This is a genomic window from Streptomyces bottropensis ATCC 25435 (assembly GCF_000383595.1).
Classification (GTDB): domain Bacteria; phylum Actinomycetota; class Actinomycetes; order Streptomycetales; family Streptomycetaceae; genus Streptomyces; species Streptomyces bottropensis.
Genome location: NZ_KB911581.1, coordinates 4,449,185 through 4,472,608 on the forward strand (window position 1 = coordinate 4,449,185; position 23,424 = coordinate 4,472,608).

The following is a 23,424-nucleotide window of genomic DNA, read 5'->3' on the forward strand; positions in this document are numbered from 1 at the left end:
CCACCGTGCCTCAGGTCGACTCCCGCCGCACCAGCTCCGTCGGGAGGATCACCGCCGCCGGATCCTCGCCGCCGATCTGGGCCAGCAGCACCCGCACCATCTCGTTGCTGATGCGGTCGTAGGGCTGGCGGATGGTGGTGAGGGCGGGGACGGCCTCCGTCGCCGCCGCCGAGTCGTCGAAACCGCCCACGGCCACGTCCTCGGGGACCCGGCGGCCCGCGCGGCGCAGCGCGGCCAGGGCGCCCTGTGCCATCAGGTCGGAGGCCACGAACACGGCGTCCATGTCGGGTGCACGGGCCAGCAGCCGTTCGGTGCCCGCCTCGCCGCTGGACCTGCTGTAGTCGCCGGAGACGATGAGCCGCTCGTCGATCTCGACGCCCGCCTCCCCGAGGACCTCCCTGTACCCGGCGAGCCGGTCGACGCCACCGGGGGTGTCCAGCGGCCCGGTCACGACGCCGACGCGGCGGCGGCCCAGCGACAGCAGATGGCGCACCATGTCACGGGCGCCGTCCCGGTCGTCGGCGGCCACGTAACTCACCTTGGAGCCGGGCGCCATGGGCTTGCCGCACTGGACCAGGGGGATCCCCGCCTCGCGCAGTTCCTGGGCGACCGGGTTCCCGGAGTGGCTGGACACCAGCAGCACCCCGTCGACGTGGCCGGCCGTGATGTACCGCGTGATCCGGCGCCGCTCGTCCTCCGTGCCGGCGACCATCAGCAGCAGGGGGATGTCGTGCGCGGCCAGCGCCTGGGTGCAACCGCGCAGCAGCACATTGAAGTTGGGGTCCTCGAACAGCTTCTCCTGCGGTTCCGTGAGCAGGAAGCCGATCGAGTCGGAGCGGCCCGTGATCAGCGAGCGGGCGTGCCGGTTGACGACGTAACCCGTCTTCCGGATCGCGGCGTTGACCGCTTCGGCGGCCGCCGGGCTGACGTAGTGACCACCGTTGAGCACACGCGAGACCGTCCCCCGGGAGACTCCCGCCTCGCGCGCCACATCGTGAATGGTCGGCGCCCTGCGCCTGCCCCCGGTGTTGCTCATGGTCATGACTTTACGGCTCCGGAGAGCAGATCGAGGCTCCAGAAGCGCTGGATGACCAGGAAGAGCGCGATCAGCGGGATCACCGCGAGCAGCGCACCGGTGATCACCAGGGTGTAGAGCGCCGGAGTGTTCGCGCCCTGTTCGAGGAGCGTGAACAGACCGAGTGTGATGGGGAACTTCTCGTCGTCGCTGAGCATGATGTAGGGCAGCAGGAAGTTGTTCCACACGGCCACGAACTGGAACAGGAAGACCGTCACCAGACCCGGCACCATCATCGGCAGCGCGATCCGGGTGAAGATCCGCCACTCGCCCGCCCCGTCCATCCGGCCCGCCTCGACCACGTCGGAGGGGACGGCCGCGGCGGCGTAGATCCGGGACAGGTACACGCCGTACGGGGAGAGGACCAGCGGCAGCAGCACCGACCAGTAGCTGTCGGCGAGGTCCGCCTTCGCCATCAGCAGGTACTGCGGGATCGCGAGGATCACCGGCGGCATCAGCACGCCCGCCATCAGCACGTTGAAGACGGTCTCGCGGCCCTTGAAGCGGTAGATCGCCAGCGCGTACCCGCTGATCGCGGAGACGGCCGTCGACAGCAGGGCGCCGAGGCCGGCGTAGAGGGCGGAGTTGCCCATCCACTGCCAGTAGATGCCGTCGCGGTAGGCGTTCAGGTCGGACAGGTTGTCGGCGAAGCCGCTGCCCGGCAGGAACGTGAAGGTGGAGAACAGCTCGCTGCCCGACTTGGTGGCCGCGATCAGCACCCAGGCCACGGGCAGCAGGCAGTAGATCGCACCCAGCAGCAGGGTGAGCGTCGGGACGAGGGCGATCCGGCGGCGCAGCGGCGGGCCCTGGGCGGTGCCGGGCGTGGTGCCCGCCGTCGAAGCTGCCTTGTGGACGGCAAGAGAACTCATCGTGCTGCCTCCTGCTTGTTCCGGGAGTTCGCGGCCCTCAGGAACCCGAAGGAGAGGACCAGGGTGGCCGCCGCGATGATCACCGCGCCGGCCGCGGCCGAGTGGATGTCGCCCTCGCCGAACGCGTCCCGGTACACCTTCATCAGCGGACTCCACGTCGTGGACACGGAGTTGGTGAGCGGCTTGAGGGTGGTCGGTTCGCTGAACACCTGGAGCGTGGCGATGATGGAGAAGAAGAAGGTCAGCACCAGCGAGGGCGCCACCATCGGGATCTTGATCCGCAGGGCGATCTGCAGCGGTGTCGCGCCGTCGAGCTTCGCCGCCTCGTACACCTCGGTGGGGATCGCCCGCAGCGAGGTGTAGATGACGATCATGTTGAAGCCGGTGCCGCCCCAGATCGCGATGTTCGACAGCGCCGCGTACAGCCCGCCGCCGTCCAGCAGGTCCGGCTGCGGCAGCCCCAGCCTCTCCAGCACGAAGTAGAAGGGGCTGACGTCCGGGAGGTAGAGGAAGCCCCAGAGCAGGGCCGCCACCACGCCCGGCACGGCGTAGGGGAGGAAGATCGCCAGCCGGGTGAAGGGGGCGAGCCGGACCTTGTCGCTGTCCAGCATCAGCGCGAGGACCAGCGCCAGACCGAGCATGACGGGGACCACGATCGCGCCGTAGCCGAGGACGCGCAGGGTGCCGTCGAGCAGCTCGGAGTCGGTCAGCGCGTCGGTGTAGTTCTCCAGGCCCGCCCACACCTCGCTGCGCGCGCCCGCACCGAGACCCAGGCCCTTGACCTGCACCTTGTGCAGACTGAGCCAGACCGCGTAGCCGATCGGGAGCGCGAAGAAGAGGGCGAAGAGGAGCGTGGCGGGAAGGAGGAAGACATAGGGGGCGCCGCGCGCCGGTCTGCGGGTGGTGGGGGACGGGTGGGCGTACGGGGCCCCCTCGACCCCGTACGACCTCCGGCGTGCCGTCGTCACTGAGCGACCTCGAAGCCCTGCTTCTTCATGTCGGCGACCGTGTCGTCCTGCATCTTCTTCAGGGCGGTGCCGAAGTCCGACTTGTTCTTGGCGGCGGCGCCGAACGCGTCCTTGAACGTGGTGTAGGCGACGTTCACGTTCGGCCCCCATGCTGAGGGCGCGGTGGTCTTCGCGATCTCGGAGGCCGTCGTGTAGAAGTCGGCCTGGCCGGAGAAGAAGGCCGGCGGCTCGGCGAACGCGTCGCTGGTCTGCGCTGTGGTGGCGGCCGGGTAGATGCCGCCCTCCTTCGCCAGCGCGGTGAGCGCCTCGGGGTCGGTGTTCAGCCAGGTGGCGAACCTGGCGGCGGCGCCCTGGTTCTTCGAGTCCGTGGTGACGGCGGTCGAGGAACCGCCCCAGCTGCCGGTCACGTTCTCGGACGAGGACCACTGCGGCAGCGGCGCCACCTTCCACTTGCCCTTGGTGTCGGGCGCGGCGGTGGTCAGGGTGCCCGGCGCCCACACGGCGCTGACCCAGGCGATCTGCTTGCCGGTGTTGAGCGCCTTGTTCCAGGCCGGGGTGTACATCGGCTGGTTGTCGACGGCGCCCTCCTCGACGAGACCGCCCCAGAAGTCGGCGACCCGCTGCGTCGCCGCGTCGTCGATGCCGACCTTCCACTTCTGGCCCTCGGTGGTCCACCACTTGGCGCCCGCCTGCTGGGCGAGACCGGCGAAGAGGCCGGAGTCGTTCGCGGAGAAGGTGGTCAGGTCGACGTCCGGGTCCGCCTTCTTCAGCTTCCGCGCGGTCCCGGCGAACTCGTCCCAGGTCTTGGGGACTTCGAGGCCGTACTTCTTGAACAGGTCCTCGCGGTAGTAGAACATCATCGGCCCGATGTCCTGCGGGATCGCGTAGACGGCGTCCGAGCCCAGCGTCGTCTGCTGCCACACACCGTCGGCGAACTTGCCCTCGGCGTCCTTCGCCTCGTCCGCTATGTCGGCCACCGCGTCATTGCTGACCAGTGTCGGCAGTGCCTGGTACTCGGCCTGCACCAGGTCGGGGCCCTTGCCCGCCTTGTGCGCGGTGAGGATCTTGGTGACCAGGGTGTCGCCGGAGGCCTGCTTCTTCACCGTGACGGTGATCTGCTGCTCCTTGCCGGGCCCCTTGTTCCACAGGTCGACGACCTTGTCCATGCCCGGCGTCCAGGTCCAGTACGTCAGCTTCGCCGGCCCCGACTGGGCCTCGCTGTCGTCGTCGGACCCGCCACAGGCGGCCAGGGTCGTGGCGCCGAGTGTGACGGCGACGGCAGTGGCCACAAAACGCCGGTGGTTCGTGATGTTGGGCATGGATCGTTCTCCCCTGACCTGGGTCCTCGCCCGCTGCGATGACCGTGTCATGCTTCTGTGAGCGTTCACAGTAGAGAAACATCCCGGACACTTGTCAATGGTTGTTGCTGTGCGGTTATGTTGGGCTCACAGCGCTGCAACTGTGTGTGCACGTTCCCAGATGATCAACCCAACGGGAGAGATCCATGCCGGAGACCACCCCCACTGGCCTCACCAGGCTCGCCTTCGGTGGGGACTACAACCCCGAGCAGTGGCCGGAAGACGTCTGGCACGAGGACGTCCGGCTGATGCGCGAGGCCGGCGTCACGATGGTGAGTGTCGGGATCTTCTCCTGGGCCCTGCTGGAGACCGCACCAGGGGTGTACGACTTCGCCTGGCTGGACCGTCTGCTCGACCTCCTCCACGACAACGGCATCCGCGCCGACCTCGGCACCCCCACCGTCGTCCCGCCCGTCTGGTTCTACCGCGAGCACCCCGAGGCGCTGCCCGTGGCCGCGGACGGCACGCGGTACGAGTTCGGCTCCCGGGGCGCCATCTGCCACAGCAACGCCGACTACCGCGCCGCCGCCGCGACCATCACCACGAAGCTCGCCGAGCGCTACGCCGACCACCCGGCGCTCGCCCTGTGGCACGTGCACAACGAGTACGGCGTCCCCGTCTCCGCCTGCTACTGCGACTCCTGCGCCGCGCACTTCCGCCGCTGGCTGGAGCGTGTGTACGGCGACGTCGAGGCTGTCAACAAGGCCTGGGGGACGGCCTTCTGGGGCCAGCACTACACCGACTTCGCGCAGATCAACCCGCCACGCGTGACTCCCACGGTGGGCAACCCGGGCCAGGCCCTCGACTACAAGCGGTTCGCCGACGAGACCATCCGCGAGAACTTCGTGACCGAGCGGGACATCCTGCACCGCCTGGCTCCGGGCATCCCGGTCACCACCAACTTCATGACCGCCCTCAGTCAGTGCGACTCCCTCGACTACTGGGCCTGGGGCCGCGAGGTCGACCTCGTCACCAACGACCACTACCTGATCACCGACGGCCGCCGCACCCACGTCAACCTGGCCATGGCCGCCGACCTGACCCGCTCGGTCGGCGACGGCGCCCCCTGGCTGCTCCTGGAGCACTCCACCTCGGGCGTCAACTGGCAGGCCCGCAACCCCGCCAAGGCCCCCGGCCAGATGGCCCGCAACTCCCTCGCCCATGTGGCGCGCGGCTCCGACGGCGCCATGTTCTTCCAGTGGCGGCAGTCCCGGCGCGGCGCCGAGAAGTTCCACTCGGCGATGCTGCCGCAGGCCGGCACCGAGACCAGGGTCTGGCGCGAGGTCGTCGAACTGGGCGCCTCCCTGGACTCCCTCAGCCAGATCCGGGGCAGCCGGACCGTCGCCGACGTGGCCGTCGTGTGGGACTGGAACTCCTGGTGGGCACAGAACCTCGCCTGGCGCCCCAGCGAGGACCACGAGGCCCGCGAACGCGCCGACGCCTTCTACGAGACCCTCTACGACCGCCATCTCACGGTCGACTTCGCCCGCCCGGAAGCCGACTTGTCGGCCTATCCCCTTGTCGTCGTTCCCGCGCTGTATCTGATGACCGAAGCGGCCGGGAACAACCTGAAGGCGTACGTCGAGAACGGCGGCACCCTCGTCGTCTCCTACTTCTCGGGCATCGTCGACGAGCACGACGCCGTCCACGAGGGCCCGTACCCCGGCGCCCTGCGGGACGTGCTCGGCCTGACCGTCGAGGAGTTCTCGCCGCTGCTGGGCGGGGAGAGCGTCCGTATCACCGGCCCCGACGGCTCCGAACTCACCGGCGACGTGTGGACGGAGTTCGTGGTGCCGCGGGGCGCCGAACCCGTGTGGACGTACGCCGACGGCCTCACCGCCGGGCGGCCCGCCGTCACCCGGCACCGGCTCGGCGAGGGCTCCGCCTGGTACGTGTCGACCCGCCTCGACGCGCACGGCCTGGACGCGCTGCTCGGCTGGGCCGCCGACGACGCCGGCCTCGCGCCCCGCGGCGACCTGCCGCGCGACGTCGAAGTGGTGCGCCGGGCGGGTGAGTCCGGCGACTTCCTCTTCGCGATCAACCACACCACGGCCGACACGAAGGTGCCGCTCGACACCGACGGCACCGAACTCCTCACCGGCGAACGCGCGGCGGGCCGTCTCGCCGTCCCCGCCGGTGGCGTCAGGGTCGTACGCCTCGACGCCTGACCACCCCCGAACACCGGCCGGATCTCTGGGGACTTCCGGCCGGTACCGGCGGCGCCGCGCCCACGGCCTTCGGGTGCGGCGCCGCCTCAGCACCATGCAACCAGGTCCCCACCTTCGTCGAAGGGACGACGATGTTCCACGCGAGACGCGCCCTCAGGGCCCTGCTCATACCGCTGTTCGCAGGTCTGGCGCTGACCGGCCTGCCCGCCGGCCCGGCAGCCGCGGCCTCCACCCTCACCAACGGGGGCTTCGAGTCCGGCGGCACCGGGACCGCGACGCCGGCCGGCTGGTCGACGTACTCGGCGGCCGGGCAGAACTCCGCCTCCTTCACCGAGTCCGGTGGCCACGGCGGCAGTTACCGCCTCAGCCACTGGTCGGCCTCGGCCTACAGGGTGGAGACCTTCCAGTACCTGTCCGGCCTGACCAACGGCACCTACAAGCTCACCGCGTGGGTGCGTTCCGGCGGCGGCCAGAACTCCGCGTACCTCGCGCTGAAGAACTGCGGCAGCGCCGAACAGCGCACCGACATCCCGGTCTCCTCCAGCGGCTGGATCCGGATCGTCACCTCCGTCGCCGTGACGAACAGCCAGTGCACCATCAGCGTCAACTCCGACGCCAACGCGGGCAATTGGCTCAACGTCGACGACCTGACCTTCACGTCCGGATCGACGGGCCTGGCCATCAAGGGCTCGGACGTGTCCTCCCTCGTCAAGAGCGAGGCCAAGGGCGGCGTCTACAGGAACGGCTCCGGGGCCACCGGCGACGCGCTCGCCGTCCTGAAGAACGCCGGTCAGAACTACGCCCGCGTCAAGGTCTGGGTGAACCCCGCCGACGGCTACAACAACAAGGCCCGCGTGCTGGCCGCCGCCAAGCGCGTCAAGGCGCAGGGCATGAAGCTGCTGGTCGACTTCCACTACTCGGACACCTGGGCCGACCCCGGCGCCCAGACCGTGCCGTCCGCGTGGACCGGGCACAGCTACAGCCAGTTGAGGACGGACGTCTACAACCACACCTACGACGTGCTCAACGCCCTCAAGTCCCAGGGCACCACCGCCGACATGGTCCAGGTCGGCAACGAGATCAACGGCGGCATGCTCTGGTCCGCCGGCTCCACCTCCAACTGGTCGCAGCTCGCCGGACTGCTCAACTCCGGTTACGACGCGGTCAAGGCCGTCAACTCCACCACCCAGGTGGCATTGCACCTCGCCAAGGGCGGCGATCTGTCGGGCACCCGCTGGTGGTTCGACAACGCCGTCTCAGGCGGCGTGAAGTTCGACGTCATCGGCCTGTCGTACTACGGGTACTGGCACGGCACGCTGGCGGACTTCCAGACCACACTGGACGACGCGGCCTCCCGGTACGGCAAGCCGGTGTTCCTCGCCGAGACGGCCTACCCGTTCCGGCTGGACAGCGAGGACGCGCACGAGAACATCATCGACCAGTCCGGCGAGCTGGTCTCCGGCTACCCGGCCACGACCGCCGGCCAGACCCGGTGGATGAAGGACGTCGCGAGCATCGTGGAGGCCGTCCCCAACGGCCGTGGCCTCGGGGTCTTCTACTGGGAGTCGACGTGGACCGCCGTCGCGGGCAACGGATGGGACCCGACGGACGCCGCCTCCGGGAACGGATGGGAGAACCAGGCGCTGTTCGGGTACGACGACAGGGCCCTTCCGGCGATGGCCTGGTTCGGTCACCGGTAGTGGACCGCCGCTGAGTCAGGGCCGCACGCCGAGGCGTGCGGCCCTTCGGTCGTTCACGGCCCTCCGGTCGTTCAGCCGCCGGCCGTGCCCAGGAAGCCATGCAGCGAGGCGGTCATGGCGGCGACGAAGGTGTCCCGGACCGGCTCGGGGACGCGGTCCAGCGAGAGGTAGGGGTTGAGGTCCTCCAGTTCGACCAGGAGGAGGCCGCCCTCCTGGGTGCGGCAGGCATCCACCCGCTGGATGCCGTGGTCGAGGGTGTTCCAGTCGATGAAGCGCCGGGCGAAGGCCAGGTCGGCCGCCGAGGCCTCGTAGGGCTCCAGGACCCAGCGTCGGTCGGGGTCGGGCGCGTACAGGGCGTACTGGAAGGTGTCGTCGACGTAGTAGAACGACACCTCGTAGCGGAAGTCGACGCGTGGCTGCACCAGGTCGTCGCCCCAGGCCAGGCCCGCCAGTTCGGCACCGGTCACGAAGCGCAGCCCGATCGAGTCCGCGCCGGCCCTCGGCTTGACGGCGTACGTGTCGGACTCGGGCAGCCGCCCCCGGTCCTCGGCCCTGTCGACGGTCGGGATGACCGGGTACCCGGCCTCGGTCAGCTCCAGCAGGTACTGCTTGCCGACCATGTCGGCGCGGCCGGTCAGCGGGTTGTAGACGGGGGTGCCCAGTGCCGTCGCCCGCGCGCGGAAGGCGTCGTACGCCTCCTGGTGGTGCAGGACGGGACCGCTGTTGCGGACCACGACCGCGTCGAAGCCGTCCAGCAGGGCCGCCGCGTCCAGCGGATGGCACAGGGCGAGGTCGAAGTCCGCGCGCAGCCGGGAGGTGAGGAAGACGTCCTCGTCGCAGTAGCGCCGCCCGCGGGCCGCATAGGCGAGGTCGGTGACGTACAGCAGGCGGGGGCGGGCGGGCACGGCACTCTCCCTGGTCGGTGACGGCCAACTTAACCCGAGGTCGCCTGGGACGGCCCGGCCGCCTGCCAGGATGGACCGGCGGGGCAGCGGGCGGATACCAGGAGGCGGACATGACGGGCGTGGCGGGCGGCACGGACTCACGGGGTGCCGGACTCCGGGCGACGGCGTTCGTCGGGATCGGCGGGCGCGGACCCGAGGACGTGATCGTCGACGAGCGCGGACGGGTGCTGACCGGGGTGGAGGACGGTCGCGTGCTGCGGGTGGACGGGCTCGCGGAACCGGGGCGGGCGCGGGTCGAGACGGTCGCCGAGACCGGGGGCAGGCCGCTCGGCCTCGAACTCCTCCCGGACGGCGACCTGTTGGTGTGCGACGCCGAGCGGGGGCTGCTGCGGGTCACGGCCGGCGACGGCACCGTCCGGGTGCTCGCCGACGAGGCGGGCGGCGAGCGGCTGCGGTTCTGCAGCAATGTCGTGGCGCTCTCCGACGGGACCGTGTACTTCACGGTCTCCAGCCGCCGCTACCCGCTCCACCAGTGGATCGGCGACATCGTCGAACACACCGGAACCGGGCGGCTGCTGCGCCTCGCGCCGGGCGAGAGCACTCCCGAAGTCGTCCTGGAGGGGCTCCAGTTCGCCAACGGCCTCGCGCCCTCCGCCGACGAGTCCTTCCTGGTGGTCGCGCAGACGGGCGCCCGCCGGCTGACGCGCGTCCACCTCACCGGGGCGCGGGCGGGCACGAGCGAGCCGTTCGTCGACGATCTGCCGGGTACCCCCGACAACATGTGGCGCGGGCCCGACGGGCTGATGTGGGTGGCGTTGGCGGGGCCGCGCATCGGCGCCCTCGACCGTCTGCACCGCGCGGGCCCGGCCGTGCGGCGGGCCGCGAGCCGGGTCGCGGTGCGGGCGCCGTACCGGCCCCTCGGGTTCGCCGGGGTCGTCGCGGTCGACGACCAGGGACACGTCGTCCACACCCTCGTCGACCGCCGGTCCCGCTACCGCATGGTCACCGCCGCCTGCGTCGCCGACGGCCGGCTGATCCTCGGGAGCCTGTGGGAGCGGGGCGTCGCGGTGTGCGAGCTGCCGGCGAAGGCGGCCTGAGCGCGACGGCGGGGCCACGGCCAGGGGGAGCGCCGACGCGGACCGGGGCCCGCGGCACCGGCCGGGTGCGGGGCGAAGTACGGCCGCGTTAGGCTGGTGACCGGCCGCGATCACCCTCGCGGCGCGGCGGTGGGGCCCGCCGTACCCGAACCGCGGCACCGTGCCGCCAACGGTCCCTGCTTGCGACGGAGCGCGCCCGGCGGACGCCGGGCCCCGGCGAGTAGGAGAGACGCGCACCCATGTCGGTACCGCACCCCGACGGACCCGAAGCCCCACGATCCCTTGCGCCGGACGGGGCCGAGCCCGCGCTGTCCCCCGACGCGCCCGTGGCCGATCCGCCCCGCCCGGCCCCCTGGCACGGGCAGGCTCCCGTGGTCGCGGTCGTGGCGGCCGGCGGCGGCATCGGCGCGACGGCACGCTACGGCGCGTCCCTCCTGTGGCCCACGGGCCCGGCCGGCTTTCCCTGGACCACGTTCTGGGTGAACGTCGTCGGCTGCTTCGTGATCGGCCTTTTCATGATCGTGATCACGGAGGGACGGCCCGTCCATCGCCTGGTCCGGCCGTTCTTCGGCACGGGAGTCCTCGGCGGCTTCACCACCTTCTCGACGTACGCCGTCGACATCCAGCGCCTGATGGAGGAGGGCCGTCCCGGCACCGCCCTCGCCTATCTCGGCGCCACCCTCCTCGCCGCCCTCGGGGCGGTCTGGCTCGCGGCGGCGACGGCCCGCCGCCTGCCGCGGACCGGACCCGCCGCGACCCCCCGCCGGACCGCGCCTGCCGCATCCCGCCGGACCGGGCCCGCCGCAACCCGTGAGAAAGGTAAGAGGTCGTCGTGAACTGGGTGCTCGTCATCGTCGGCGGAATGATCGGCGCGCCCCTGCGCTATCTCACCGACCGCGCCGTGCAGGCGCGGCACGCCACGGCCTTCCCGTGGGGGACGTTCGCCGTCAACGTCATCGGGTCGCTGGTCCTCGGCACCCTCACCGGCGCCGCCGCGGCCGGCGCCGCCGACTCCCACCTGCGGCTTCTGCTCGGCACCGGACTGTGCGGGGCGCTCACCACGTACTCGACCTTCTCGTACGAGACCCTGCGGCTGGCCCAGGACGGCGCCCGTCCGCTCGCCGTCGCCAACGTGGTCGCGAGCGTGACGGCGGGCCTGGGCGCGGTCTTCGTGGGGCTGGCGGTGGCGCGGGCCCTGTGGGCCTGAGCGCGGCCCTTACCCGGTTGTAGTACGACTGCCTCCCCGGCGCGATCACGGTCGCCGTGACCCGTGCCCGGTCCCACCTGGGCCATGCCCCCGTCAGCCATGCCCTCGCCGAGCAGAACTGGACCCCATGAGCACCATCAGCGTCGGTCAGGCCGTCGTCCTCGGAGCGGTCGAGGGGGTGACGGAGTTCCTGCCGGTGTCCTCCACCGGGCATCTGAAGATCACCGAAGGGCTCATGGGGATCCAGGTCGACGACAAGGCCGTCGTCGGGTTCTCGGCGGTGATCCAGGTCGGCGCGATCGCGGCGGTGCTCGTCTACTTCCGGCGGGACATCGCGCGGATCGGCTCCGCCTGGTTCCGGGGGATCCGCCACACGGGGAAGCGGCAGGACCGTGACTACCGGTTCGCGTGGTGGGTGATCGCGGCGACGATCCCGATCGTGCTCGTGGGGCTCGCCGCCCGGTCCCTCATCGAGGGGCCGCTCGCCTCGCTGTGGGTGGTGGCCGGTTCGCTGATCGTCGGCAGCGGTGTGATGTGGGTCGCGGAGCAGGTGGGCCGGCGCCGACGCGCGGAGGCGGACACCCGGTTCCGGGACGCGATGCTCGTCGGCGGTTCGCAGATCCTCGCTTTGCTCTTTCCCGGCTTCTCCCGCTCCGGCGCCACGATGTCCACCGCGCTGCTGCTCGACCTCGACCGGGTGGCGGCGACCCGGCTCTCGTTCTTCCTCGGCATACCGGCCCTGACCGGCGCGGGCCTCTACGAGCTGAAGGACGCCCTCGGCGCGGGGGTGGGCGCGGCTCCGCTGATCGCCGGAACCGTCGTCTCGTTCGCGGTCGCGTACGCCTCCGTCGCGTGGCTGCTGACATTCGTGACCCGGCACTCCTTCAACGTGTTCGTCGCCTACCGGATCGTCGTCGGGGTTCTCCTCTTCGGGCTGCTCGGCGCGGGCGGGCTGAGCTGACCAGCTCGAAGATCAAATCCCTGACCTCTTGACAGCCCCCTTCCGTCACCCGCAGGATCACCCCCGTGAACCTGTCAGACAGCCAGACAGGTGGCTCGGCACCCCGGCGCGTCAGCGCCATGGAAGCGGTGCTCACCCACCTCCGCGACGCCATCGAGCGCGGCACGTACGCCATCGGGGACAAGCTCCCCTCGGAGGCGGAGCTGTGCCGGCAGCTCGAAGTGAGCCGTCCGGTGCTCCGCGAGGCGCTCCGCGCGCTCCAGGTGATGGGCCTGACCCAGTCCCGCACCGGCAAGGGCACCTTCGTGATCGCGAACGCCGTCGAGGACCCCACCTTCGGCGACTTCACGGCCAGCGACCTGCTGGAGGTGCGTCGGCACGTGGAGATCCCGGTCGCCGGGTACGCGGCGGTGCGCCGCACCCCGGAGAACCTGGACCACCTGGCCCATCTGCTGGACCGGATGGAGCGGGAGACCGACACGACCGCCTGGGTCGCGATGGACTCCCTCTTCCACCTGGCCGTGGCAGAGGCCGCCCAGAACCCGGTGTTCCGCCGGGTGATCGAGGAGATCCGGGACGCGCTGGCCCGCCAGTCGGCCTTCCTCAACGAGCTGGGCGGCCGGCGCGAGCAGTCCAACCGCGAGCACAGGGCCATCGTCGAGGCGCTGATCGACGGTTCCGAACACGACGCGGTGGAGGCCATGTCCCACCACCTCGACCGCGTCGAGACCACCCTCACCGACATCGTGCGTTCCCCGCGCACGGAGAGTTCCACGGAAGGCGGACCCGAGGCGTGAGCGAGCAGTCCCTCGACAAAGACGTCGTACAGACCAGGACGTCCCCGGCCCACGTCGACGCCGGAGACGCCGGCTACAGCAAGTCCCTGAAGTCCCGCCACGTCAACATGATCGCCATCGGCGGAGCGATCGGCACCGGCCTGTTCCTCGGCGCCGGCGGCCGTCTCGTCGACGCCGGCCCGTCCCTCTTCATCGCCTACGCGGTCTGCGGAGTCTTCGCCTTCCTCGTCGTCCGCGCCCTCGGCGAACTGGTCCTGTACCGGCCCTCCTCCGGCGCCTTCGTGTCCTACGCCCGGGAGTTCCTCGGTGAGAAGGGCGCGTACACGGCCGGCTGGATGTACTTCCTCAACTGGGCCACCACCGGTATCGCCGACATCACCGCGGTCGCCCTCTACACCCACTACTGGGGCATGTTCTCCGACATCCCCCAGTGGGTGATCGCGCTCGTCGCCCTCGGGGTCGTCCTCGCCGTGAACCTGATCTCGGTGAAGATGTTCGGCGAACTGGAGTTCTGGTTCGCGATCATCAAGGTCGGCGCACTCGTCACCTTCATGCTGATCGGCATCTTCCTGCTGGTGACCCAGCAGCCCGTCGACGGCCACACCCCCGGCCCGTCCCTGATCACCGACAACGGCGGCATCTTCCCCAACGGTCTGCTGCCCATGCTGCTGATCATCCAGGGTGTCGTCTTCGCCTACGCCTCCGTCGAACTGGTAGGCGTGGCGGCGGGCGAGACCGAGAACCCCGAGAAGATCATGCCGAAGGCGATCAACTCGATCATGTGGCGCGTCGGTCTGTTCTACGTCGGCTCCGTCCTGCTGCTGGCGATGCTGCTGCCCTGGTCCTCGTACAAGGCCGGCGAGAGCCCCTTCGTCACGGTGCTCTCCAACATCGGCATCCCGGCGGCCGGCGGCATCATGAACCTGGTCGTGATGACCGCGGCCATGTCCTCGCTCAACTCGGGCCTGTACTCCACCGGCCGTATCCTGCGCTCCATGGCGATGGCGGGCTCCGCCCCGAAGTTCACCGGCGTGATGAGCCGCAGCCAGGTCCCCTACGGCGGCATCCTGCTCACCAGCGGTATCTGCGTGCTCGGCGTCGGGCTGAACTTCGTGGTCCCGGCCGACGCGTTCGAGATCGTGCTCAACTTCGCCGCGATCGGCATCATCTGCACCTGGGGCATGATCATGATCTGTCACCTGGTGTTCTGGCAGAAGACCGAGAAGGGCGAGCTGACCCGGCCGAGCTACCGGCTGCCGGGCTCCCCGTGGACCGAACTGGTGACCCTGTTCTTCCTGGCCTCGGTCCTCGTCCTGATGTACGCGGACGGCGGCGCGGGCCGCACGACCGTGCTGTGCCTCCCCCTCATCGTGTTGGCGCTGATCGCGGGGTGGTTCGGCGTACGTCGCCGGGTCGCCCAGCAGTCGGCCGGAGTGAAGAAGTGATTCAGGCAGTGACGTACGACCCCACGACCACCGGCGCCGCGGCGATCCCTGCGGCTCCGGTGGCCGCGGCCCCCGCGATCCGGGAACCGCTCCACGCCCCCGTGGCCCACCTCGTACGCGGAGGTGTCATCGAGGGCATCCACTACGGCTCCGTCGTGGTGCTGGGCACCGACGGGGAGGTGGAACTCCAACTCGGCGACATCGAGGCGGCGTTCTACCCCCGGTCGGCGCTCAAGCCGGTCCAGGCCGTGGCGATGCTGCGTGCCGGACTGCCGCTGGACGGCGCGCTGCTGTCCCTTGCCGCGGCCAGCCACTCCGGCGAGGAACGCCACCTCGCCGGAGCCCGGCAGATCCTGGAGCTGGCCGGGGCGACCGAGGACGACCTGCGCAACGTCACCGACATGCCGTACGACCCGGCCGTGCGGGACACGTGGATACGCGAGGGGAGGCAGCCCTCCCGTCTCGCGCAGAACTGCTCCGGCAAGCACGCGGCCATGCTCTACACGTGCCGCCTCAACGGCTGGTCCCTGGAGGACTACCTCGACCCGGCCCACCCGTTGCAGCAGGCCATCGCGGAGATCGTCGAGGACCTCACCGGGCAGGCCGTCGCCCGGGTCACCGTCGACGGCTGTGGCGCCCCTCTCTTCTCCGTCTCCCTGCACGGCCTGGCCCGCGCCCTCTCCCGGATCACCACCGCCGCCGAGGGCACCCCCGAGCGCACGGTCGCCGACGCCATGCGCGCGCACCCCGAGATGGCGTCCGGCGCCGGACGCGACGTGGCCGAGCTGATGCGGGCCGTGCCCGGACTGCTCACCAAGGACGGCTTCGAGGGAGTCCAGGCCGCCGCCCTCCCGGACGGCCGGGCCGTCGCCGTGAAGATCGCCGACGGCGCGAACCGGGCGCGGGTGCCGGTGACCGCCGCCGCGCTCGCACGGGCGGGTGTCCCCCGCGATGCCCTCGCCGAGTTCGCGGGTGAGGTGCTGCTCGGGGGTGGTCGGGCGGTCGGTCGGGTCAGCGCGGTGCGGGCGCTGGATCCGTTGCCGCGACTGCCCTGACGGTTGAGGGGGGCGTCGTCGGGACCGCACCCGGCGACACACGCCCACCCACACCCCTGCCACCCGCACCTCACAAAGAAGGGCCCACCCCGCCATGAACGCCGCAGCGACCCGCAGCGAACACGATCTCCTCGGCGACCGTGACGTCCCCGCCGACGCGTACTGGGGCGTGCACACCCTGCGCGCCACGGAGAACTTCCCCATCACCGGCACCCCGATCTCCGCCTACCCGCACCTGATCGACGCCCTGGCCGCCGTGAAGGAGGCCGCCGCCCGCGCCAACGAGGAACTGGGTCTGCTCGCCCCCGAGAAGGCCGCCGCCATCGTCGAGGCCTGCCGGGAGATCCGTGACGGCAAGCTGCACGACCAGTTCGTCGTGGACGTGATCCAGGGCGGCGCCGGCACCTCCACCAACATGAACGCCAACGAGGTCATCGCCAACCGGGCGCTGGAACTGCTGGGCCACGCCAGGGGTGAGTACGGCCGTCTGCACCCCAACGAGGACGTGAACCTCGGCCAGTCCACCAACGACGTCTACCCGACCGCCGTGAAGATCGCGACCGTCTACGCCGTGCGCGAGCTGCTCCGGGCGATGGCGGTGCTCCAGGACTCCTTCGCCCGCAAGGCGGTCGAGTTCCGTGACGTGCTGAAGATGGGACGCACCCAGCTCCAGGACGCGGTGCCCATGACGCTGGGCCAGGAGTTCTCGTCGTACGCGGTGATGCTGGACGAGGACCGCAGCCGTCTCGCGGAGGCCGTGGAGCTGGTCCATGAGATCAACCTGGGTGCGACGGCCATCGGTACGGGGCTGAACGCCCCGGCCGGGTACGCCGAGTCGGCGCGGCGCCACCTCGCCGCCATCACCGGGCTGCCGCTGGTGACGGCCGCGAACCTGGTCGAGGCCACCCAGGACTGCGGCGCGTTCGTGCAGATGTCGGGTGTGCTCAAGCGGGTCGCGGTGAAGCTCTCCAAGACCTGCAACGACCTGCGGCTGCTGTCCTCCGGCCCGCGCGCGGGCCTGAACGAGATCAACCTGCCGCCGGTGCAGGCCGGTTCGTCGATCATGCCCGGCAAGGTCAACCCGGTGATCCCCGAGGTCGTCAACCAGGTCGCCTTCGAGGTCATCGGCAACGACGTCGCCATCACGATGGCCGCCGAGGCCGGGCAGCTCCAGCTCAACGCCTTCGAACCGATCATCCTGCACTCCCTGTCGGAGTCGCTCACCCATCTGCGGGCCGCCTGCCTGACGCTGGCCGAGCGGTGCGTGGACGGCATCACCGCCAACACCGAGGCGCTGCGCGCGAGCGTGGAGAACTCCATCGGCCTGGTGACCGCCCTCAACCCGTACATCGGCTACTCGGCGGCCACCGACATCGCCAAGGAGGCTCTCGCCACCGGCCGGGGCGTGGCCGAACTCGTCCAGGAGAAGGGCCTGCTGCCCGCCGAACGGCTCCGGGAACTGCTGCGGCCCGAGGTGCTCGCGGGCAGCGGCACCCCCCTCGCCTGATGGGGGCGCCCACCTACCAGGCGGTGCTGGAACGCATCGCCGAGGAGATCGAACGGACCCCGGGCCGCGGCCGGCCGGCCGACTACATCCCGGCTCTCGCGGCCCGCGATCCGCGCCGCTTCGGCATGGCCGTCGCGGAACTCGACGGCACGGTGTACGGCGTGGGGGACTGGCGCGAGCCGTTCTCCACGCAGTCCATCACCAAGGTCTTCACCCTCGCCCTCGACCTGGCCCGCGAGGGTGACGCCCTCTGGGAGCACGTGGGCCGCGAGCCCTCCGGCAACCCCTTCAACTCCCTGGTCCAGTTGGAGTACGAGAGCGGCATCCCGCGCAACCCGTTCATCAACGCGGGCGCGCTCGTCGTCACCGACCGCCTCCACACCCGTACCGGCGACGCGGCCGGTGAGCTGCTCTCCTTCCTGCGGTCCGAGAGCGGCGACGGGGACCTTGACTTCGACACGGAGATCGCCGCCTCGGAAACGGCCCACGGCGACCGCAACGCGGCCCTCGCCCACTTCATGGCGTCGTACGGCAACATCGACAACCCCGTACCCGCCCTCCTCGACCAGTACTTCCGCCAGTGTTCCCTCACGGCCTCCTGCGCCGACCTCGCCCTCGCGACCACCTTCCTGGCCCGCCACGGCGTCCGCGCCGACGGCACCCGGCTCCTGACGCGCAGCCAGGCCAAGCAGGTCAACGCCGTGATGCTCACGTGCGGGACCTATGACGCGGCCGGGGAGTTCGCCTACCGCGTCGGTCTGCCCGGCAAGAGCGGTGTGGGCGGCGGGATCATCGCCGTCGTCCCGGGCCGCTGCGGGCTGTGCGTGTGGAGTCCGGGACTGGACGAGCGGGGCAACTCGGTGGCGGGAGTGGCGGCGCTGGACCGGTTCACGACCCTGACGGGACTGTCCGTGTTCTGAACCCCGACCGGCATCCCCTGACCTGACCTGACCTGACGGGCCGGGGCGCCCTCATGGTCACGTGCCGGTATCCGTCAGGAAGGCGCCGCGTCGTCTGCGCGCCACCCGGTGTCGGCACCCTGAACGCGTGTTGGCCCTCGCATTCCCCGTCGACCTCCGCCGCTGCCGGGCGCTCGGCCTGGCCGGAACCGCCTTCCTCGCCCTGGGGGGCGAGACCGCCGGCGCCCTGCCGGTCCGGGACCTGCTCGCGCCGACCTCCGGGCGCGGCGCGCTGGGCCTGGTCGGCGTCTACTTCGGCGTCGTCCTGCTGACCGCCGCCTGGACACTGCTGGGGAAGGTGATCCGCGGCCCCGAACCGCCGACCCCGCGCGCCCTGCTCCTGGTGCTGGCCGTCTGGGCGGCACCCCTGCTGCTCGCACCGCCGCTGTTCAGCCGGGACGTCTACAGCTACCTCGCCCAGGGCGCCATGGTCGACGCGCACATGGACGTCCACCTGCACGGACCCGCCCGGCTCGGCGGCCCGCTCGCCGACGAGGTGGCCCCGATGTGGCAGCACACCGCGACTCCGTACGGCCCCGTCTTCCTCGCCGTGGCCTCCGCACTGTCCGGCCTCACCGAGGGGCGGATACCGGCCGGACTCATCGGAATGCGTCTGATCGCGCTGCTCGGGGTGGCCCTGATGGCCGTGGCGCTGCCCCGTCTGGCCCGGCACTGCGGAGCCGACCCGGCCGTCGCCCTCTGGCTGGGCGCGCTCAACCCGCTCGTCCTCCTGCACCTGGTGGCCGGGGCCCACAACGACGCGCTGATGCTGGGCCTGCTCGGCGTCGGACTGGCGCTCGCGCGGGGCCGCTGGTTCCTCCTCGGCGTCGTCCTCGTCACGCTCGCCGCGCTGGTCAAGGCACCCGCCGCGCTCGGCCTGCCGGCGGTCGTCATGATGCGCGGCCGCACCGGCCGGCTGCGCACGACCGCAGCGGTACTGGCCGTCGCGACGGCCACCACGGCCGCCGCCACCGCCCTGACCGGCACCGGATACGGCTGGATCGCCGCTCTGCGCACCCCGGTCTCCCCGCAGAACTGGTCGCCCACCAGCGTCCTCGGCCGCGCCACCGGCACCCTGTTGCGCGACCTCGGCAGCGACCTGGCCCCCCTCGCCCTCCCGGCCTGGCGCACGGCCGGACTCCTGCTGACCCTCGCCGTCGTGCTGTTCATCTGGCTCCGGCTGAGACCCGGCCCGGTGTACGCGCTCGGCCTCAGCCTGGCGGCGGTGGCCGCGCTGGGCCCGGCCGTCCGCCCCTGGTACGCCCTGTGGGGGCTGTTCCTCATCGCCGCGGCCGCCCGGGACGTGTCCGTGCAGCGCCGGGCCGTGGCCGTCAGCGGGGTGCTCGCGGTCGTCGTCCTGCCGAGCGGCTACCCGGCGGACGCCGAGCAGGTCGTGCTGGCGGTGTGCGGGGGGGTGCTCGCGCTGGTCGTGCTGTGGCAGGCGGAACTGGGCTCCCGCGCACCGGTCCTGGGGCGTACGGCATGAGCGAACCGCGACACCGGGGCCGCGGGCCGCGCTCCGACCGCGCCCGCCTCCTCCTCGTCCTCGCGTCGGCCGCCGCGGTCACCGTGTTCACCGCGACCGTGCCGCTGCTGCGTGACTGGTTCGACCTGCGCGTCTACCACGGTGCCATCGACAACTGGGTCCATCACGACGGCCGTCTCTACGACTACGTGGTGCCGGGGACGACCTACGGGTTCACCTATCCGCCGTTCGCGGCCGTCGCGATGCTCCCGATGGCACTGACCGGCCTGCGCACCGCGATCGCGCTGTGTCTGGCGTCGAATCTGGCGGCGCTCGCGGCCGTCCTGTACATACTGGCCGGGCCGCTGCCGCGCCGCCACGGCTGGTTCGGCATCTCGTCGGCCCTCTGCGCGCTCGCCCTGTTCGAGCCGCTGCGCGACACCTTCAGTTTCGGCCAGGTGAACCTCGTGATGCTCGCCCTGGTGCTCACGGACGCCTGGCTGCTGACCACCGGCCGGGGCCGATGGGCGGGTGTCGGCATCGGCCTGGCGGCGGCGGTCAAACTGACCCCCGCGATCTTCATCGTTCTGCTGCTGCTCGCCCGGCGGTGGCGGGCCGCCGGGCTCGCGACCGCCGTCGCCGCTGCCGCCACCGCGGCGGCGGCCTGGATCGCCCCGGCCGCCTCGCGCTTCTACTGGACCGAGGCCCTGTGGGACACCGGCCGCATCGGCCGCCTGGACTACGTCTCCAACCAGTCGCTGCAGGGCGTCCTGGCCCGGCTCGCGGCCCCGCACGAACCGAGCCGCGCCCTCTGGGCGGTGCTCGTGCTGATGGTGCTGTGCGTGTGGGTGTGGCGGGTCCGCACGGCGGCGCGCACCGAGGACTGGACGGCCGCGTTCGCCCTCACCGGGCTGACCGCGTGTCTGGTCAGCCCGATCACCTGGGTGCACCATCTGGTCTGGCTGCTGCCGTCCTTCGCCGTCCTGCTGGGGCATCGCCGGCTGCTGCCGCTCACGGCGGCGCTGTACGCGGTGCTGTGCAGCAGCGTCGTGTGGCTGTGGTTCGACGACGCGTCCGGACTCGGCGGTTTCGTCGGCAGCAACACCTATGTGTGGATCACCCTGGGACTGCTGCTGTGGCTGCCGGTCGGTCAGCCGCGGGGGAACCGGCCGTTCCTGAACCGCAGTGCCAGTGCCACGGACGCCGCGCCGAGTCCGGCCGCGCCGGTGATCGCGCCCGCCAGCGGCCAGCCGGGGTCGGTGACCGCGTCCTTCTCCTCGCGGACGGGCAGCGGCCCTGGGCCGGCCTGAGGAGCCGCCGCCGGGCGCGGCGGAAGCAGCGACCCCACGGCGTCGACGTGCCCGGCCGCCCGGAAACCCCAGTCGAGCAGGGAGCGTGCCTCCTCGTAGACGGCGTGGCCGCCGCCCGACTCGGGGCGCATCACCGTCACCACGAGGGTGCGGCCGCCCCGCTTCGCGGCGGCGATCAGGGTGTTGCCCGCGTTGGTGGTGTAGCCGTTCTTGACGCCGATCAGCCCGGGATAGCGCTCGACCCCGGCACCCGTGAGCAGCCGGTTGGTGTTCTGGATGCCGTACGACCAGGTGCCCGCCGGGAACGTCGCGGTGGCCGTGGCGCAGTATCCGGCGAACTCCGTGTTGCGCAGCCCGGCCCGCCCGAACACCGCCAGGTCGTAGGCGGAGGACACCTGGCCAGGGGCGTCGTACCCGTCGGGCGAGACGACGCGGGTGTCCCGGGCGCCCAGGGAGCGGGCCTTGTCCTGCATCTGCCGGGCGGTGGCCTTCCAGCCGCCGTTGAGGGACGCCAGGACGTGTACGGCGTCGTTGCCGGAGCTGAGGAAGACCCCGCGCCACAGATCGGCGACGGTGTACGTGCGGTTCTCCTTGACACCGACCAGGCTGCTCCCGGCGCCGATGCCCGCCAGTTCCTCGCTCTTGACGGTGTGTCTCAGGCCCGCCGGCAGCCCCGGCAGCACGGTCAGGGCGAACAGGGCCTTCAGTGTGCTCGCCGGCGGCAGTCTGCGGTGCGCGTCGTGCGCGGCGAGCACGTCGCCGCTGCCGGCGTCGGCCACCAGCCACGACACCGCGGAGATGTCTTGCGGTGCCCGGGGCGCGCCGGCCCGTGGCCGCACCTGTGTCCCCCGCCGGAACAACGACGGCGTGTCCTGCGCGGCCTTGGCGTCCGGCCGGCCCGTCCCCGCCGGACGTCCGGCCTCTTCCGGGTTCGTCACGGAGGCCAGGGCCCCGAGCGCACAGACGGCCGAGAGGCAGACGGCGACACGGGCAAGACGGGGGACACGGGATGAGGATCCGATGGTCATACCGCAAACGTAGGAAGAGGCGTGTCCGACTCCGGGATGCCAGGGCCGAGCGCACGGACGGAGCACCCGGATGCCTCATGTCATGCCGCCGGCAGCGTGGGCTGTACCTGCCGCAGGAAGGTCGCGTTGTCCGGGGTGGCGCGCATCCGCTCCAGGAGGGTTTCGAGGTTCGCCTGCCCCTCGCGCGAGCCCAGGGCCCGCCGCAGCCCGCGTACGGCCGTCAACTCGCCCGGCGCCAGCAGGAGTTCCTCGCGACGGGTGCCGGAGGGGGTGATGTCGACGGCGGGGAAGACACGCCGGTCGGCCAGGGCGCGGTCGAGGCGCAGTTCCATGTTGCCGGTGCCCTTGAGCTCCTCGAAGAAGAAGCCGTCCGCGCGGGACCCGGTCTCCACCAGGGCGGTGGCCAGGATCGTGAGGGAACCGGCCTCCTCGGTCAGCCGAGCGGCGCCGAACAGCCGCTTGGGGCCGTGCAGAGCGGCGGCGTCGACCCCACCGCTGAGCGTGCGGCCACCGGCGGCGGCCGCGTTGTTGTGCGCCCGGCACAGCCGGGTCAGCGAGTCCAGCAGGATCACGACGTCCTCACCCTGCTCGACGAGCCGCTTGGCGCGCTCCACGACCAGTTCGGCGAGCGCGATGTGCTGCTTGGGGGACCGGTCGAACGTCGACGCGAACACCTCGCCCCGCACGGAGCGCCGCATGTCGGTCACCTCCTCGGGCCGTTCGTCGAGGAGCACCACCATCAACCGGGCCTCCGGATGATTGGCGGCGATCGCGGCGGCCACCTGCTGGAGCAGCACCGTCTTGCCGGTCTTGGGCGGGGCTACGATCAGCCCCCGCTGCCCCTTGCCGACGGGGGCCACGAGGTCGATCAGACGGCCCGTCAGTCCGCTCGCCGGATGTTCGAGCCGCAGCCGCTCGCGCGGATGCAGCGGGGTGAGGTCGTGGAAGTGCGGGCGGCGGCGCAGCTCCTCGGGTGTACGGCCGTTGATCCGTTCGACGTCGATGAGGCCGCGCCGGCCGTCGCGTACGCCCTCGACGGTGTCGCCCTTGCGCAGCCCGTGACGGCGGATCAGCGCGGCGGGGACCTGCGGGTCGGCCGGGTTCGGCATGCCGCTGTCGACGCGCAGGTGGCCCTGCCCGCCCTGAGCGATCTCCAGGACGCCGGTGACCCGGGCGGGAGGCCGCGGGTCGGTGGAAGTGCGTTCGAGTGTGGTGCTGGTCATGAGTGGGGGTCCTTTCGAGGACATGGGAGACGCGTGAGAGAGAGGGAGGGCACACCCCCGGGGTACGGCTGAGCCGTTCACGGCCGCGCGCAAGAGGCGGACCGTGTGTCAGGGCGGTGCGGGAAGGCTGACGGCCGGTCGGAATCGACGGGCGGTTCAGCGGAAGTGATCTCAGGATCTGAGAGAGAGCGGCACCGGCGCCCAGAGAGGGCGATGCACGCGTGCCGAAGACAGAGTACCACCATCGGTGGCGGTGTGGGGGAGTTCCTTACCGATGGCTTACCCGTGGTTGGTGAACTGATCTCGCGGAGCCCTCGTACACATGGG

At 71.4% G+C, this 23,424-nt stretch carries 19 protein-coding genes and 1 pseudogene; 13 read left to right on the plus strand and 7 right to left on the minus strand.

Translation table 11 applies throughout. The annotated features are described in order from the left end of the window. Nucleotides 1–10 precede the first annotated feature (10 nt). The 4 genes from STRBO_RS0119580 to STRBO_RS0119595 are packed head-to-tail and all read right to left on the minus strand — an operon-like array spanning nt 11 to nt 4,231. Nucleotides 11–1,042: a LacI family DNA-binding transcriptional regulator gene (locus STRBO_RS0119580; RefSeq protein ID WP_020114644.1), complete on the minus strand. Its 1,032-nt coding sequence runs from the start codon at nt 1,040–1,042 to the stop codon at nt 11–13. Beyond that, complete coding sequence (locus STRBO_RS0119585) at nt 1,039–1,944, minus strand: carbohydrate ABC transporter permease (RefSeq protein ID WP_005474661.1); 906 nt, start codon at nt 1,942–1,944, stop codon at nt 1,039–1,041. Before STRBO_RS0119585 ends, STRBO_RS0119580 begins: the two co-directional genes overlap by 4 nt. Next, entirely contained in the window at nt 1,941–2,912 is a 972-nt protein-coding gene (locus STRBO_RS0119590; protein ID WP_005474659.1) for a carbohydrate ABC transporter permease, read from the minus strand. The genes STRBO_RS0119585 and STRBO_RS0119590 overlap by 4 nt, the downstream gene beginning before the upstream one ends. Beyond that, nucleotides 2,909–4,231: an extracellular solute-binding protein gene (locus STRBO_RS0119595; protein WP_005474656.1), complete on the minus strand. Its 1,323-nt coding sequence runs from the start codon at nt 4,229–4,231 to the stop codon at nt 2,909–2,911. Before STRBO_RS0119595 ends, STRBO_RS0119590 begins: the two co-directional genes overlap by 4 nt. Before the next feature lie 185 nt (nt 4,232–4,416). Here STRBO_RS0119595 and STRBO_RS0119600 point away from each other — a divergent pair, with 185 nt between their 5' ends. Together STRBO_RS0119600 and STRBO_RS0119605 are read left to right on the plus strand one after the other, a co-directional pair. Beyond that, nucleotides 4,417–6,438 carry a beta-galactosidase gene (locus STRBO_RS0119600; protein ID WP_005474655.1) on the plus strand — a complete coding sequence of 674 codons (2,022 nt, stop codon included), beginning with the start codon at nt 4,417–4,419 and terminating at the stop codon, nt 6,436–6,438. 131 nt (nt 6,439–6,569) lie between these two features. Continuing rightward, the gene (locus STRBO_RS0119605) at nt 6,570–8,138 is read left to right on the plus strand and encodes a glycoside hydrolase family 53 protein (RefSeq protein WP_005474654.1); all 1,569 of its coding nucleotides are present in this window, start codon (nt 6,570–6,572) and stop codon (nt 8,136–8,138) included. A 71-nt stretch (nt 8,139–8,209) separates the two neighbouring features. Here the strand turns inward: STRBO_RS0119605 and STRBO_RS0119610 are convergent, their stop codons facing one another. Continuing rightward, nucleotides 8,210–9,043: an ATP-grasp domain-containing protein gene (locus STRBO_RS0119610; RefSeq protein ID WP_005474653.1), complete on the minus strand. Its 834-nt coding sequence runs from the start codon at nt 9,041–9,043 to the stop codon at nt 8,210–8,212. Between the two features lie 110 nt (nt 9,044–9,153). On the opposite strand from STRBO_RS0119610, the gene STRBO_RS0119615 reads away from it, so the two are divergent. From STRBO_RS0119615 to STRBO_RS44685, 11 genes and pseudogenes are all read left to right on the plus strand, one after another. Next, nucleotides 9,154–10,140, plus strand: coding sequence for an SMP-30/gluconolactonase/LRE family protein (locus STRBO_RS0119615; RefSeq protein ID WP_005474652.1), 987 nt, complete (start codon nt 9,154–9,156; stop codon nt 10,138–10,140). A 239-nt stretch (nt 10,141–10,379) separates the two neighbouring features. After that, entirely contained in the window at nt 10,380–10,976 is a 597-nt protein-coding gene (gene crcB / locus STRBO_RS40260; protein ID WP_020114645.1) for a fluoride efflux transporter CrcB, read from the plus strand. Then, the gene (crcB, locus tag STRBO_RS0119625; RefSeq protein ID WP_005474650.1) at nt 10,973–11,347 is read left to right on the plus strand and encodes a fluoride efflux transporter CrcB; all 375 of its coding nucleotides are present in this window, start codon (nt 10,973–10,975) and stop codon (nt 11,345–11,347) included. The genes crcB (STRBO_RS40260) and crcB (STRBO_RS0119625) overlap by 4 nt, the downstream gene beginning before the upstream one ends. Before the next feature lie 127 nt (nt 11,348–11,474). Then, on the plus strand, nt 11,475–12,308 hold the full coding sequence (locus tag STRBO_RS0119630) for an undecaprenyl-diphosphate phosphatase (RefSeq protein ID WP_005474649.1): 834 nt from the start codon (nt 11,475–11,477) through the stop codon (nt 12,306–12,308). Between the two features lie 65 nt (nt 12,309–12,373). Beyond that, nucleotides 12,374–13,105, plus strand: coding sequence for a FadR/GntR family transcriptional regulator (locus STRBO_RS0119635; protein WP_078531350.1), 732 nt, complete (start codon nt 12,374–12,376; stop codon nt 13,103–13,105). After that, a complete protein-coding gene (locus tag STRBO_RS0119640; RefSeq protein ID WP_005474646.1) occupies nt 13,102–14,550 on the plus strand; it encodes an amino acid permease in 1,449 nt (482 codons plus the stop codon). The genes STRBO_RS0119635 and STRBO_RS0119640 overlap by 4 nt, the downstream gene beginning before the upstream one ends. A gap of 8 nt (nt 14,551–14,558) precedes the next feature. After that, nucleotides 14,559–15,605, plus strand: a complete 1,047-nt coding sequence (locus tag STRBO_RS0119645; RefSeq protein ID WP_005474645.1) for an asparaginase — start codon at nt 14,559–14,561, stop codon at nt 15,603–15,605. Between the two features lie 94 nt (nt 15,606–15,699). After that, complete coding sequence (aspA, locus tag STRBO_RS0119650; RefSeq protein WP_005474644.1) at nt 15,700–17,112, plus strand: aspartate ammonia-lyase; 1,413 nt, start codon at nt 15,700–15,702, stop codon at nt 17,110–17,112. Continuing rightward, a complete protein-coding gene (locus STRBO_RS0119655; RefSeq protein ID WP_005474643.1) occupies nt 17,112–18,032 on the plus strand; it encodes a glutaminase in 921 nt (306 codons plus the stop codon). Before aspA ends, STRBO_RS0119655 begins: the two co-directional genes overlap by 1 nt. Before the next feature lie 127 nt (nt 18,033–18,159). Then, nucleotides 18,160–19,557: a polyprenol phosphomannose-dependent alpha 1,6 mannosyltransferase MptB gene (gene mptB / locus STRBO_RS0119660; RefSeq protein ID WP_005474642.1), complete on the plus strand. Its 1,398-nt coding sequence runs from the start codon at nt 18,160–18,162 to the stop codon at nt 19,555–19,557. Between the two features lie 251 nt (nt 19,558–19,808). Then, a pseudogene (locus STRBO_RS44685) lies at nt 19,809–20,411 on the plus strand (glycosyltransferase family 87 protein); the annotation flags it as partial. A gap of 275 nt (nt 20,412–20,686) precedes the next feature. Here STRBO_RS44685 and STRBO_RS41755 read toward each other — a convergent pair. Continuing rightward, complete coding sequence (locus STRBO_RS41755; protein ID WP_020114647.1) at nt 20,687–21,874, minus strand: D-alanyl-D-alanine carboxypeptidase family protein; 1,188 nt, start codon at nt 21,872–21,874, stop codon at nt 20,687–20,689. A gap of 80 nt (nt 21,875–21,954) precedes the next feature. Continuing rightward, nucleotides 21,955–23,097, minus strand: a complete 1,143-nt coding sequence (rho, locus tag STRBO_RS0119675) for a transcription termination factor Rho (RefSeq protein ID WP_005474633.1) — start codon at nt 23,095–23,097, stop codon at nt 21,955–21,957. Nucleotides 23,098–23,424: the final 327 nt, after the last annotated feature.

Bases quoted from the DNA above. Each gene is read 5' to 3' on its own strand.
- STRBO_RS0119580 (WP_020114644.1), bottom strand. From the start codon at position 1,042: ATGACCATGAGCAACACCGGGGGCAGGCGCAGGGCGCCGACCATTCAC.
- STRBO_RS0119585 (WP_005474661.1), bottom strand. From the start codon at position 1,944: ATGAGTTCTCTTGCCGTCCACAAGGCAGCTTCGACGGCGGGCACCACG.
- STRBO_RS0119595 (WP_005474656.1), bottom strand. From the start codon at position 4,231: ATGCCCAACATCACGAACCACCGGCGTTTTGTGGCCACTGCCGTCGCC.
- STRBO_RS0119600 (WP_005474655.1), top strand. From the start codon at position 4,417: ATGCCGGAGACCACCCCCACTGGCCTCACCAGGCTCGCCTTCGGTGGG.
- STRBO_RS0119605 (WP_005474654.1), top strand. From the start codon at position 6,570: ATGTTCCACGCGAGACGCGCCCTCAGGGCCCTGCTCATACCGCTGTTC.
- STRBO_RS0119615 (WP_005474652.1), top strand. From the start codon at position 9,154: ATGACGGGCGTGGCGGGCGGCACGGACTCACGGGGTGCCGGACTCCGG.
- crcB (WP_020114645.1), top strand. From the start codon at position 10,380: ATGTCGGTACCGCACCCCGACGGACCCGAAGCCCCACGATCCCTTGCG.
- STRBO_RS0119630 (WP_005474649.1), top strand. From the start codon at position 11,475: ATGAGCACCATCAGCGTCGGTCAGGCCGTCGTCCTCGGAGCGGTCGAG.
- aspA (WP_005474644.1), top strand. From the start codon at position 15,700: ATGAACGCCGCAGCGACCCGCAGCGAACACGATCTCCTCGGCGACCGT.
- STRBO_RS0119655 (WP_005474643.1), top strand. From the start codon at position 17,112: ATGGGGGCGCCCACCTACCAGGCGGTGCTGGAACGCATCGCCGAGGAG.
- STRBO_RS41755 (WP_020114647.1), bottom strand. From the start codon at position 21,874: ATGACCATCGGATCCTCATCCCGTGTCCCCCGTCTTGCCCGTGTCGCC.
- rho (WP_005474633.1), bottom strand. From the start codon at position 23,097: ATGACCAGCACCACACTCGAACGCACTTCCACCGACCCGCGGCCTCCC.